Origin of the sequence: Prevotella amnii DSM 23384 = JCM 14753 (genome assembly GCF_000378745.1) — a bacterium.
Classification (GTDB): Bacteria; Bacteroidota; Bacteroidia; order Bacteroidales; family Bacteroidaceae; genus Prevotella; species Prevotella amnii.
In genome coordinates this window covers 1-13,140 of the sequence record NZ_KB905308.1, presented here as the reverse complement: position 1 = coordinate 13,140, position 13,140 = coordinate 1, and the positions used below count along the sequence as shown (strand labels likewise).

Sequence of the window (13,140 nt, the reverse complement as noted above, 5' to 3'; positions counted from 1 at the left end):
GTATATTGGCCTCAGCAAGCGTGCTGCGACGAACCAAATAGCTCATCCCGAGGTGTCTGAGCTTGTGAGCCTCAGCCTTCATGCCTATCTCAAGTTCGCGCAGAGAATCAAAGTGTTTGAGTATGCCGAACAGCATTACGACGAGATGTTGGTAGCCGTCAAAACGCTTCACGTAAGCCTCGCTTCCTTTCGTTTCGTGGCTTATTTGAAGAATTTTCTCTTTGTCGAGTAACTTTAATACTTGACTATAGACCGGCTGTCCGGTAAAATGACTATCTTTGCTCATGGTTATATATTTTTTAGCAAAACAAAGATAACCAAAAGGGCTGATACTTCGTGAAAAGTGTTAGCCCTAATTTATTTTGTTTGAAAAAGTTTTACCGGACAGCAATAATTTTGAATGTTCAATTAGAAGATTACGAGGTAGAATTGTCTCTTGCTCGCAATCTCTTCCTCTTTACATGCTACACAGGTACAGCCTTCTGTGATATGATGAACCTGAGCAAAGAGCATCTTGTACAGGATGATGCAGGAGCAATGTGGCTGAAGTTTAGACGGCAGAAGACTGATACCCTCTGTCGGGTAAAACTTCTTCCCCAAGCTATTGCTTTGCTCGATACCTATCATTCGGAAGAACGAGATAGATTGTTACCGACAATTACTTATGAGACCTACCGATTTTTGCTCAAAGCCTTACAACTGAAGGCTGGAATATCTATTCCCTTGACCGCACATGTCGGAAGGCACACCTTTGCCACCTTGATAACCTTAGAGAATGGAGTGCCGATTGAAACCGTGAGTAAAATGCTTGGACATAGCAAAATAGAGACTACTGAACGATATGCTTATGTAACACCCACAAAAGTATTTGAGGAGTTTGGTCGCTTTCTCTCTTTCACCGCAGATTTAACCCTTAGCCTTTAAGATTATGCGTAGCACATTCAATATCCTATTCTACATCAATCGTAGCAAACTGAGAACAGATGGCACTACGGCTATCCTTTGCCGTATTACGATAGACGGTTCAAAAGTAGTGATGTCCACAGGAGAAAGCATTTCTCCCAACAATTGGAGCGTGAAGCGACAAGAGACAAATGACAAGAAACAGAATCAACGTTTGCAAGCATTTCGAGAGAAGATTGAGCAGGGCTATAATACTTTGCTTTTGCAATTTGGTGCAGTGAGTGCCGAGTTACTAAAGAACCATCTACAAGGAGTTGGAGCAAATCCGACCTCCTTACTTGTTCTTAGCCGAGAGGAATTGTCTATAGTTCAATCTACAAGAGCATTAAACACCTACCAAAGTTGCCGCTGCTACCATAGACAACTGGAATTGTTTGTGGAGAGTAAGGGAAAAGAAGATATTCCTCTTACGACCCTTACCATGGAGTTTTTCGATGATTATCGTATCCATCTCAAGCGAAAAGGCTATGCCTTATCGACAACGAAACAAACTCTCTTTTGGCTAAGTCGGCTGATGTATAGGGCGGTAAGTCAGCAAACTATTCGCTACAATCCTTTTGAGGATGCAAAGTATGAGCGAGTGGAGCGGAAGATTCGCTGTTTGGGTAAGACAGATGTTGCTCGTATTTTGGCTATGCCCTTTCAAAACAAGGAAGCAGAGTTTGTGCGGAGGATATTCCTCTTCTCTGTATTCACAGGCTTGGCTTTTGCCGATGTGAGCAAGTTGCGGTACTGTGATATCAAGACAAACAATGCAGGGATACGTTATATCCGTCAGTACAGAAAGAAGACCGATGTAGAGAGCATTACGCCCCTGCACCCGATAGCCGAACAGATACTCTCGCTTTACCCATCAAAAGACAAGAAAGAAGACAGCACCATCTTTGCAACACCGCTGAGTAGAATACAGATAGGTATGCACCTCAAAGCTATTGGTTTGGCTTGTGGTATTCGGCAACCACTTTCCTTTCATGTTGGTCGCCATTCCTTCGGTACACTGACATTGGAAGCAGGAGTGCCGATAGAAAGTATTGCTAAGATGATGGGACATGCCTCCATTGCCAGCACACAGATCTACGCTCAAATCACAGATAGCAAGATTTCAAAGGATATGGATAGGCTGATAGAGAAATGTAGGAATTGAATGCAAACAAGATATGGACATCTTTTTGGGGTAATTATCTGTATAATAATGGATAAGGAAAGTAGTCAATGGTCTTTCACAAGAATAACCATAACAATTTGATTAGATGCCAAGGTAAAAGCAGTAGAGCAATAATACAACCGCTATTATTTGCATGATTTAGACTTCTTTTTCTACCTCTATTACAACAAGATTGGCATATTTGAAAATGTGCATTATGGTCATATCCAGAAGTGAATCGAGCGGGATTCCCATCAATACTGCCACCACACATTGGACATCTACCATTATTAAGTAAACCTATACTTTTTAAATATTCATATTCCCTAGCACCATCAACAGTACCGAGTATAAATATTTTAGGGTCAGAACTATCTGCTCTATATAAATTCCTATTATTTTCCCATTTCCCTGTTTCTTCGTTAAACCCACGACATCTAAATCCAGCAGAATTTAATTCATTTGCCATAGTGGCATTCCACTCAGCCCAGGACATTTGTCTGATTTGATAAGAAGTATATTTCATGCTATTAAGGCTTTAATCTGTTTTTTAGCTCCATAGAACAAAGATAATCATATTTAAAGTATGCACTACCCATTTCTATTATTTCCGTTATAAGTTCTTCTCTTCCCCATTCCTTTGCTTCTTTTGAAATATATCCAAGAATAATAAAGACAGCCTGATTGATAGGTATTCTACCTAAGTTTTGGTGGTTTGGAATGAATATCTTAGCAGAGAAGGGATTGAAATTCCATTTTTCTAATGAGTTTTGGATTCCATAAGTGTATAACCAAGCTGCTTTTATAATTTCATCAAAATTATTGGTAAGTCTATAGTGCTCAATGCAGTTTAAGCACTCGTCACACGTTTTTGCTAACCTGTTAAGCGCAGGTCCAGCAGAAAGTAAAGTCTTGAAAAATCCCATTATTCAAAGCGTTTTGAAAAATCGAACATAAATTTCTCCATGTCCTTGTTTATATTGATAATCATATCCTCTTGATCCATATTTTCTAGAAAAGTCCATTCTTTTTTCAAATTTCCCATAATTGGGTTGTTCTTTATTTGCATAATAATGGTAACATTTCCGTATGAGGGATATATAGAGAAAACTTGAGAACCGCCCGCCCCACTAACTCCTACTGATACAAAAGTATTAGTTTCTTGAATAATCCTACAATTAGGATGACCTGATAAAAAATGTTCAACGAGAGTTGAATATTTTTTTCTAATACCACCATCAGCTGCAATCTTAGAAGATTGTTTTACTGTGTCATAAATAAATTTGATGACTATTAAAACGACAATAGTTATAATAAAGCCCCACATAAAACTTTAGATATATGATTGAAGTTCGTAAATTATATGTTTCTCAGTCTCTCCACGAGAAAAATGCCATTCTTTTTGAACACTGCTATATTTTATGAATGCTATAAGCAATCCTCCAGACGATTGATGAATTGCTAAATATTCTTTTTTGTCAGATGTGCCAATCTTAATTGCATCAGTTCTTTCAAAAATAATTTGATATTCACTATTTGATAAAATGTAATCAATCACACCTTGATAATGCTCACGAATAAAATTTGCTCTACCGGGAGTTGATAGTGATCGTTGTTCATCTTCATCTATTTTCTTGAAGATTGCATTTTTTATAGCCCAAAGAATAATGGCTATAACGGCAAATATAAACCATTTCATTATTCTAAATATTTTTGTAGTGCTTTATTACATTCATCTTCTAAAATAGATTGATAATCCAATCCGTTAATAGAACAAAGAACTTCCATTTCATTACTATTTTTAAGGGCTTGATACAAATAGCCAATGGCAGCTTTTACCATAAGTCCCATAAATAATGGGTCATTGCTACCCAAATCTTTGATAGCATCTCGAACTGAAGTGTCAAATGAAGAAGCAATCTTCTTTCGTAGAGTTGACGCTACCGAGGTTTTTTTTTCTAAAGTTAAACATATTGAAGTTTTTAATTAATACGAAAAGGCGTGGAACTGTATGCTCCACGTCTTAATGTCCAGGCCCTGAGAAAACCTTTGTAAGTAGATGTGGAAATAACAGCCCCACGCTATATGCGTGGAGACTATCATACCTTCTCTTGCTTACTTTTTGAAGTTTCTCAGGCTTCGGACATACAAGACGAAGACATAACGCCTCTTTTTTACTAAAATGTATGAGCACACTATATGCTCAACTGCAAAATTATAGATTTTCTGTGAGATTCTAGAGAGAAATAAAGCATTTAACACAAACCGCTAGAAAAAACAGAGAAAATCAGAGGTGGAACAAAGAAAAACCTGCACCGTTATTGATGTAGGTTTCTGTTTATATAATTCTCTTTTAGAATTCGTTGCAGGTCAGACATGCGATAGAGTTTCTTTCCAGCTATCTGCGTGTATGGCAGTATTCCTTTGTCCCGATAGTCCTGCAAGGTGCGTGGAGAAAGGAAAAGCCTTTCACAGACTTCTCGCCCTGTGAGGTAGAGTTCGCCCTCAAATAGTGGACGGTGTGTCTGTGCTGTTGCTCGTACATGCTTTGTAAGGTTTCTAATGCCCGAGATGAGTTGCTTCATCTCTGGTGTTTCTTTGTTGATCGTTTCAAACTCCATAGTCGTTTAGCTTTTATGAGGGTTAGACTTCGAGAGGAGAGCTTCCACATCCTCACGTTTGTAGTAGCACTTATGCCCGATCTGAATAAAGGGCAATACCGCAGTGTCTCTGTAATGTTGCAGTGTCCGCTTGCTGATATTCAGTATTCGGCACACATCCCCATTGTGCAATAGGTCGGGTAATTCGGCAGGTGGAGCAAAGTGCTCGTTGAAGCAGTCTGTGAGTTCCACGATACTCTCTTTCAGTTCCTCCCAAGCGGAGGTGTCAATGGCTGTAAATCTCATTTTCCGTTGTTGTTTTATTTGCGTGATTATTGATTTCTGACGCAAAAGTAAGCAGTGGATTTCGATTTCCGAAGAGGTCGTGATAAGCAGGGAAGAAGAGGGAAACGGCAGGAAGTCCACGCATCATATCTCCCCTATTTTTCCCTTTTCAAATCCTCTTGCATCGCTCTAAAAGTCATTTGTTCCTTACGAAAAGTGCAAAACTCTGCGAATCGTTGCAGACCTCACACTTTCTCACCGTACTATCCGCACACTTATTTTGCCCCTTTTCCTCCATTGTTGGGCGAAAAGGGGCTTTCTCGTTGTGTCGTAGCAAAGAAAAGTGATGTACTTTGATGCAAGAACACCGCCACCTTTGGCTCTGCGAAAAAGCCTGCCTAACTTGGCTTTGGTAATCGAGAACGTGCCAAATATCAAAACCAAGTAATAGAAAGCAATTCGCACAATGAAAAGAGAAAACTGCGACAACACCTCAAAGAACATCCAAATAGAGGAGTTCCTTTCGGAGCGATATGAGTTCCGTTACAATACCGTCTTAAACCGAGCCGAGTATTGCCAAAGAGGAACGGGGAACTATGTGGCGATAGACCGCTACTGCATCAACACGCTTAAACGAGCCTTGAATAAGGAAGCCAACGTACAGACTTCATCAGAAAACTTATACAGTATCATAGAAAGCGACTTCTCTCCACGGATCAATCCTGTACAAGCCTATTTCCACAGTTTACCTGCTGTAGACGCAGTGAAGCAAGAAGCAATAACTGCACTTGCTAATTGTGTAATCGTAGCCAATCCCGATAAGTGGAGGGAATACCTTACCAAATGGTTGGTGGCGGTAGTCGCCAATGCGATGGATGACAAGCAGTGTTGTAACCATACTTGCCTTGTATTGACGGGTGAACAGGGAAAATTCAAGACCACATTCCTTGACCTCCTTTGTCCGCCAGCCCTATCCGACTACCGCTATACGGGAAAGATATACCCACAGGAGAAAGATGTGTTGAGCCTTATCGGTCAAAACCTCATCATCAACATTGACGACCAACTCAAAGCCCTCAACAAGCGAGATGAGAACGAACTGAAGAACCTCATTACCTGTCCACAGGTGAAGTATCGTATGCCTTACGAGAAGCATATCGAGGAGCGACCACACTTGGCGAACTTCGTGGCTTCGGTCAATGGCAACGATTTTCTCACCGACCCGACAGGAAGCCGACGTTTCCTACCTTTTGAGGTATTGGCGATAGATATAGACCGAGCCAAGACAATCCCAATGGATGCTGTGTATAGCGAAGCAAAAGCACTACTAAAAAGCGGATTTCGCTATTGGTTCAATGATGAGGAGATTATCGAACTGCACCATAATAGCGAAGCCTTCCAAATCTATACGACTGAAATGGAACTATTGCTCCGCTACTTCACCTTTCCCTCGGATGCAGAGAAAGCCACCAAGCGATTCTATATGACTAATTCGGAGATAGTGGGGTATCTCTCCTGCTATACCCGACAGCAGCTCTCTCCCAAGCGGATGGGCGAAGCCTTGCGAAAGGCTGGTTATACAAGGGAGTGTCGCAGGGTAAACAGCAATCCCGTATATGTCTATGCAGTTCGCAAGATTCATCCCGAGTAGCCGCCATAGCACCCTCTTACTATCTCCCTTCACTATACTCATTCCTCTTTTCCTTTCTATTCTCCTTACTACATTACTACAACTAAGGATAATACAGTGAAAGAGAAAGGATTGCAGGAGGTGTCCATCTTGCGACACAGCTTACTACTATCTTGCTACGCTTCTACAGCTGAAAGAATGGCTATACGGTGTAGAAGGAATAAGTAGAAAGATAAAATGGAGGGAAGTGTTACACTTTTCTTTTTCACTGTCAATCACTTATCCGAGTGTCGAAGGGTAGTAGGATAAAAAGAGGAAAACTCTAAAAAGAGAAAACAGAACAAACAATGAAATAACGAACAATGAATATGAATAACCCAAACCCAACAATAACAGCAATGAACAACGAATATTACGACTTACAAAGTATTAAGGGAATATCCATAGCGGATTACCTTCATGCTCGGGGCATACAGCCCGTCAAGCAATACGGAAGTTATGCCCTTTACAATGCACCCTATCGGGAAGACTATAACGCCAGCTTGAAAGTGGACTTTGCACGGAATCTCTGGTATGATTTCGGCTTGGGCAAAGGTGGCAGCATCATAGACCTTGTGATGTTGTTGCAAAGGTGCAATGCTCACGAAGCAATGAGCCATTTGGCAGGGAACGCTCTTTCCTTTCATCGTGCAACTCCTTCAAAGGAAGAAATATCAAAACAATTCCCAAGCACAAGGCGCATTCTCGGCATCAGTGAGGAACTACCCCCACACCTGCAATGCTATTTGCAGGAGGAGCGGAAGATTGACCTTTCGCTTGCCAAACACTATCTGCGTTCCGTGTGCTATGAGGTGGACGGAAGAACTTACACTGCCATAGGATTTCCCAATCGGACAGGAGGATATGAACTCAGGGACAACGGTCATTTCAAAGGGACAATCGCTCCGAAAGATATTTCCGTTATCGGTAGTGAGGAGGGTGCAAAAGACACCACACACAACATTTTTGAGGGCTTTGTCGATTTCCTGTCCTTTCTCACGATGAAAGGAAAAGAAACCATCTCACCCTCCATCGTGCTGAACTCGGTCAGCAATCTTTCACGAGCTATTGCCTATCTTCACGAGAACGGCATTGACTCCGTTCGAGCTTTCCTTGACAACGACCAAGCAGGACGACAAGCCCTCCAGTCTATACAATCGGCTGGTATCAAAGTAGAGGATATGAACCGACATTATGGCAGATATAAAGACCTGAACGAGTATCACGTTTCTCGCCAGAAAGTGATGGAACAAAAACAGAAGGAACCGCAATCGGTCGTCAAGCGTGGATTTCGCAGATAAGGCAAAAGAGTGCAATTAAAACCAAGTATCAACCGGGTATCCTTAGGGACTAAAAGAGAACAAGAGGCAGATAGATAGTTTTGTTTCAAGAGCAATGGCAGTTTTCCCAACTGCAAGTTTCCTAAAAAGAAACTTAGCAACAAAGCTTCTGTGCATTCAGAGAATGCAAACATCTCAAAGGGGGAGTTTCGGATTGGGCGGAGCGGCATTTAGAAGAAATGCCATAGCTCATTAGGGCATTTTCTTCACGCTCCACTCCGTTACCGCTAAAAAAGCCCTCCTTAGCCAAGGAGCTTCGCCCCTTTGGATACCCCTTAAATCCATCATCAACTTATGGGCTACGCAGTATTACACATAGACAAGGCACGTGGCAACGACTCGGCAATGACCACTCATATTGAGCGAACATTCGTGCCAAGTAATGTCGATGCAACTCGCACACACCTCAACCGTGAGTTGGTGCAATTTCCTGCAAATGTCACCAACCGAACGGAAGCCATTGAGCATCGCATTGCCACGGCAAACATCTACCGAAAGGTAGCGGACAATCAAGTCAAAGCACTTCGTTTTATCCTATCAGGTTCCCACGAGGATATGCTTCGACTTGAAAGCGAAGGTCGCTTAGAAGAGTGGTGTGACAGCACGATGCAATGGCTTTACACCACCTTTGGCAAGGCAAACGTGGTAGCAGCCACACTTCATGCTGACGAGGAAACACCACATATTCATGCAACGGTGGTGCCGATAGTGAAAGGAGAAAGACGAAAAGCCAAGGCAGAAGCCGAGAACGGCAAGCGGAAGTACAAAGTCAAGAAAGACAAGGTACGGCTCTGTGCCGATGATGTGCTTACCCCGAAGAAATTGGAGGAGTACCAAACCACATACGCAGAACAGATGAGGTCTTTCGGGTTGGAGAGAGGTATGTACGGCTCGGAAGCCAAGCACCGCACCAATATGGAGTATTACAAGGAACTGCTCAAAGAGACGAAACAGAAACAACTTGAGGAGGAAGAGTTAATCAAGAAAATCAAGGAGTTGGAGAAGCAGGCAGGGAAACTTCGTGTAAAGGGGACACTCTCCTCGCTTTTTGGAAATACGGAACTTGACAAGGCAGAAAAACGCGTCGGAGAGTTGGAAAGGGAGATGGAGCAACAGAGGTTTCTTTCTGAAAAGGAGAATGCCGAAATCCGTAAGGAGGTTATACTCCTGCAAGATACCGTCAAAGCCAAAGACAAGACCATAGCTGAACAGCAAAAGGAAATCAAGGTGTATGAGGAAGAGCGAGGTTTTATCAAGCGATTCTTTCATAGCTTCTATCTCTTGCTTAATATTCGTTTGATGCTCCGCAAGATGGGATTTGATGATGATACAGTAGTGAAGATGCACCAAAGGCAGGTGGCAGTACGTAGTACGGCTACGGCATATTCAGGAATGTACAAATGCAACTTCACGGAGGAGAATGCAGAACTCCGTATCACGACTAACGAGAAGCGTCAGCCAATTCTTACTATCAATGGACTATCAGTTTCCGATTGGTGCGAACAGAAATGGCAACAACTCATTCACCGTAACCGCTCGCAACGACTGTAATCTCTTTTTTCTTTCACAGACAAGAAGAAAAACACGAAATAACGCTCACTTTTCCACACAAAGTGTTACCTTTGCGAGTGAAATAGTGAGCGTTCTTTGGTTATACAAAGCAATGAACTTTCAAGCATATCGCTCATTTCTAAATCGTTACCTATACGACCTGCATTTAATCGCAGAACCTTGTACTTTAGGCACTTAGCCCGAAATCATATTTTTTTTTCGGAAAATAAAGAAATACTATCTATCTCGGTAGACGATAATTCCTACAGGCAAAGAGAGCTTATGGGAGAACACCGCCTTACCCTCTACTTCTCGTTGTCAACACACATATAGATACCTATAGATACGTATGTAGATTATCAAGGAGAACGCTACTCGCTTATATCTTCAGAATCTTTGAAAATAAAGCATAGCCGCCTTTTTGAATACACTATAACCATGGAGAGCGAACAAGCTAAAGCAAAGCTATGGAGGTTTAGGTGTATGTATAAAGCGGAAAACGAACAAAACCTTACAGACGGCAGACTAAAATTCTCACTCACAGCAACACCAAGAGAGCATCTGCAAATGTTCATAGATAACATGAACCTAAGAGACGATGGCTGGGAAATAGGAAAATGCATTCAAGATGTAGAAAAATGTATATCATACAACCATGCTTCTTGTCTATCTGCGTTACAGCAAATGGCAAAGGCGTTTAATACCGAGTTTGAAATTAATGGGAAAAAGTTTCCTTACATAAGGTAGAATATAACGCTGATGCACCCCTACCCTTACAATATGGAGAGGGAAAGGGATTAAAGCCTAACATCGCACGATCACCACAAGCAGAGCTGCCACCTATCAAGCGAGTATATGTGCAAGGGGGCGACAAGAATATAGACAGGAGCAAATATAAAGCCTCACTTTTACATCTACCTATAAACGCACAAATACTTTACGATGGCTTACACTTTGAGGACGAGAAAGGATTTAATAAAGATTCTGCAAAAGCATATATAACCGATAATAAAGGTTATTGTGTTACCTCAAAAGAAAGCACGTATACAGCAGAAGAAAGCCTCGACTGTTCCGAGATTTATCCAAAACGCATTGGCAGGATAGATGAAGTTGTTTGTGTAAACGAAAATAAGCACTTTTACGATTTCATAGATACCTCTATACCACAAGACTTAAACTATGAGGATTATCGTATAGCAGGCGAAAAGATAACCGTTATCTTTCAGTCTGGTATGCTTGCAGGCAAGGAATTTGAAATAAAATACTATCATGAGCCTAAAGAGAACAAACAAGGCAGAAGGTTTGAAATAGTACCGCAAGAGATAGACGGTATAACTATGCCCGATGAAGCCTTCAAGCCTGTGGCTACAGATACGTATATAGTGTATAAATGTGCCTTACCTGATGCTTATATCAACGAGCCTAAGACAAAGCAGGGAGCGGAGTGGGAAATGATGCGTAAAGCTATAAAGTTTCTTTACGAAAGAGAAAAACAAAATTATACTTTTAATGGAACACTCGACGATATCTTTGCTAAAAAGAAATGGGACGAGATAAAAGAAAAACTATGCATCGGTGGATATGTACTATTTACAGATAAAAACATAGAGAAAGAGGGGCTTAAGATACGAATAACATGTATTAAAGATAATATAAACAACCCCTACAGCCCTGAAGTGCAGCTAACAAATACTCCACCCAAAGGAGGAATATCGGCAGCTATACAAGGGTTGCAGTATTCAGAAGTATTAACACAGGAGCAGCACAAAGAGTTAGTACAATTCACAAAACGCCGCTTAAGAACATTAGATGTAGAACAAGTAATGGAAATATTACAAAACTATACTAATAAAAACCTTTTGCGCAAGAATATCCCGGACACAGCAGCGGAGCTGATAACATTCTTGAAAGGTATAGCCTTCAACGGTGATAAGGGCATAGACGCAGACGGACAGGCAAAGCTACTCGATGTAATGCTCAAAACTCTGCAATCTTTCGACTTCGATAAAACCACCGAAACAGGCTTCGGCATTACAAAGCGCAAAGACGGCAAGTACCAGCTATCCATTACCGACATAGTGGTATGGGGTAAGTCGGTATTTAATGAGTTAGAAAAACGCAAGCTATCCTATGTAGGTGGTAACATGGTATTCTCCTCTTGCGGTTCAAAGATTATGCGCGTAGAGGAGCTCACCAACGCTTACCGCTGCTACTTTTATATGGACGACGGCACAACCGCTACTACCAATCTATGGCAAGTGGGCGATCAAGCACGAAGCCAACTTTTTAATATTAAAGCTGGCAGATACACAGGTGTAGCCAATCGTACCTATTGGCGATTAGTAACAGCCGTAGGCGATAACTATATCGATCTATCCAAAACCGATTGCGAGGAGAATAGCGATGCACCACAAGCCGAAGACACACTTGTACAATTTGGCAATCGCACCGTCTCCGACCGCCAAGCTCTTATTTACGTCATTATCAATGGCAATGAAGCACCAGCTATTATATGGTACGACAGCATTAATTCCTACTCGCTCACCAATAGACGCACAGCAATCATATCACCCAAGCAAGTGATATTTTCCACGAAGCTATATAAGGTGATGAACTATGACGGCAAACTCATACCTATGGAGCTACACTTAGGCGAGTGGCAGCAGGATAAGGCGTATTACTATTATAATAGCGTTTCGCACAGCGGCAGGCAGTGGTTATGTATTGCGCCCGAAGGCAAGGCGGTAACATCAGAACCCACAGAGCATAGCACCGACTGGCAACTACAGGTAGACAAAGGCGAAAGCCCTGTACTGCTCACTATTCTCACAGATCGTGGCAATATCATACGCAATGGGCAGGGCAATGTAACCCTCACAGCTGTACTAACTCAAGAGGGCATAGACATCACAGACACCTATCCCTCTACCGCCTTTTCATGGACACGCTCCAGCGGTAACGCCGAATATGATAAAAATTGGAACGCACGCCACACAGCCGTAGGCAAGACGATAATCATTAACGCCGAAGACGTATGGAAACGTGCCGTCTTCGATTGCATAGTAGAAAAATAAATGTTTAACAAAAAATAACGTAAAATCATGACAACAGTAGCAAGAAATCAAATCACCATTGTTGACCTCAACGATGCTAAGCAGGTACACGCCTACTTAGACTCCAGCTTAGGCGACACACAAATTTACAATCCCGACACAAAGGTTTTTACACCCGACTTTGCAAGTACTAATAACAAGGTAATGCCCAAAGTTTACGAAACAGGCAACGCTAACAATCTTATCACAGCTTGTTCCAACTTCCAATACACCATTAACAACAAAGTCTACACCGCTTCCAATTCGGACGCATCATACGTTGTAGGTTCTGACGGCTCATTGACCATTAACCCAAGTTTAACCGGCAAAATTATTTTTCATAAATTTTCGGGATATTTTGTGTAGTATTAATTTGATAAATGATTGATAATCAAGTGTAGGGTATTGTAACGAGGGGCAAAAACCGATTTGTAGGACACAGTCATATCAAAATTATTTTGTTACTTTGCACTCATGCACGCAAATGTACAGACAC

The 13,140-nt window shown here is 41.7% G+C and carries 15 protein-coding genes and 1 pseudogene; 8 read left to right on the top strand and 8 right to left on the bottom strand.

Features of this window, described 5'->3' with window-relative positions; all coding sequences use genetic code 11:
* Nucleotides 1–286: DUF4372 domain-containing protein (locus F596_RS0109605; RefSeq protein ID WP_019036783.1), on the bottom strand; the 286-nt coding region annotated here is incomplete at its 3' end.
* A gap of 125 nt (nt 287–411) precedes the next feature.
* On the opposite strand from F596_RS0109605, the pseudogene F596_RS11115 reads away from it, so the two are divergent.
* A pseudogene (locus tag F596_RS11115) lies at nt 412–924 on the top strand (site-specific integrase); the annotation flags it as partial.
* Between the two features lie 4 nt (nt 925–928).
* The gene (locus F596_RS0109595; protein WP_024992758.1) at nt 929–2,107 is read left to right on the top strand and encodes a site-specific integrase; all 1,179 of its coding nucleotides are present in this window, start codon (nt 929–931) and stop codon (nt 2,105–2,107) included.
* Between the two features lie 76 nt (nt 2,108–2,183).
* Here the strand turns inward: F596_RS0109595 and F596_RS0109590 are convergent, their stop codons facing one another.
* The 7 genes from F596_RS0109590 to F596_RS11615 all read right to left on the bottom strand — a co-directional run bounded on the left by F596_RS0109590 (nt 2,184) and on the right by F596_RS11615 (nt 5,013).
* A complete protein-coding gene (locus F596_RS0109590; protein WP_154648200.1) occupies nt 2,184–2,576 on the bottom strand; it encodes a hypothetical protein in 393 nt (130 codons plus the stop codon).
* A 61-nt stretch (nt 2,577–2,637) separates the two neighbouring features.
* On the bottom strand, nt 2,638–3,033 hold the full coding sequence (locus F596_RS0109585) for a hypothetical protein (RefSeq protein ID WP_019036779.1): 396 nt from the start codon (nt 3,031–3,033) through the stop codon (nt 2,638–2,640).
* On the bottom strand, nt 3,033–3,434 hold the full coding sequence (locus F596_RS0109580) for a hypothetical protein (RefSeq protein ID WP_019036778.1): 402 nt from the start codon (nt 3,432–3,434) through the stop codon (nt 3,033–3,035). Before F596_RS0109580 ends, F596_RS0109585 begins: the two co-directional genes overlap by 1 nt.
* 6 nt (nt 3,435–3,440) lie before the next feature.
* Entirely contained in the window at nt 3,441–3,806 is a 366-nt protein-coding gene (locus F596_RS0109575; RefSeq protein ID WP_019036777.1) for a hypothetical protein, read from the bottom strand.
* A complete protein-coding gene (locus F596_RS11915) occupies nt 3,806–3,958 on the bottom strand; it encodes a hypothetical protein (RefSeq protein WP_019036776.1) in 153 nt (50 codons plus the stop codon). Before F596_RS11915 ends, F596_RS0109575 begins: the two co-directional genes overlap by 1 nt.
* A gap of 467 nt (nt 3,959–4,425) precedes the next feature.
* Complete coding sequence (locus F596_RS0109560; RefSeq protein ID WP_019036774.1) at nt 4,426–4,728, bottom strand: helix-turn-helix domain-containing protein; 303 nt, start codon at nt 4,726–4,728, stop codon at nt 4,426–4,428.
* Between the two features lie 6 nt (nt 4,729–4,734).
* Nucleotides 4,735–5,013: a helix-turn-helix domain-containing protein gene (locus F596_RS11615; protein WP_081618445.1), complete on the bottom strand. Its 279-nt coding sequence runs from the start codon at nt 5,011–5,013 to the stop codon at nt 4,735–4,737.
* 445 nt (nt 5,014–5,458) lie between these two features.
* Here F596_RS11615 and F596_RS0109555 point away from each other — a divergent pair, with 445 nt between their 5' ends.
* The 6 genes from F596_RS0109555 to F596_RS0109520 all read left to right on the top strand — a co-directional run bounded on the left by F596_RS0109555 (nt 5,459) and on the right by F596_RS0109520 (nt 13,010).
* Nucleotides 5,459–6,643 (top strand): VapE domain-containing protein, encoded by a 1,185-nt coding sequence (locus F596_RS0109555; protein ID WP_019036773.1) that lies wholly within the window; start codon nt 5,459–5,461, stop codon nt 6,641–6,643.
* 377 nt (nt 6,644–7,020) lie between these two features.
* Nucleotides 7,021–7,962, top strand: a complete 942-nt coding sequence (locus tag F596_RS0109550) for a toprim domain-containing protein (protein WP_019036772.1) — start codon at nt 7,021–7,023, stop codon at nt 7,960–7,962.
* A gap of 333 nt (nt 7,963–8,295) precedes the next feature.
* On the top strand, nt 8,296–9,552 hold the full coding sequence (gene mobV / locus F596_RS0109535; RefSeq protein ID WP_019036769.1) for a MobV family relaxase: 1,257 nt from the start codon (nt 8,296–8,298) through the stop codon (nt 9,550–9,552).
* 438 nt (nt 9,553–9,990) lie between these two features.
* On the top strand, nt 9,991–10,299 hold the full coding sequence (locus F596_RS0109530; RefSeq protein ID WP_008450669.1) for a hypothetical protein: 309 nt from the start codon (nt 9,991–9,993) through the stop codon (nt 10,297–10,299).
* Nucleotides 10,300–10,409: 110 nt separating this feature from the next.
* On the top strand, nt 10,410–12,626 hold the full coding sequence (locus tag F596_RS11355) for a hypothetical protein (protein ID WP_019036768.1): 2,217 nt from the start codon (nt 10,410–10,412) through the stop codon (nt 12,624–12,626).
* 27 nt (nt 12,627–12,653) lie between these two features.
* The gene (locus tag F596_RS0109520; protein WP_019036767.1) at nt 12,654–13,010 is read left to right on the top strand and encodes a hypothetical protein; all 357 of its coding nucleotides are present in this window, start codon (nt 12,654–12,656) and stop codon (nt 13,008–13,010) included.
* Nucleotides 13,011–13,140 lie beyond the last annotated feature (130 nt).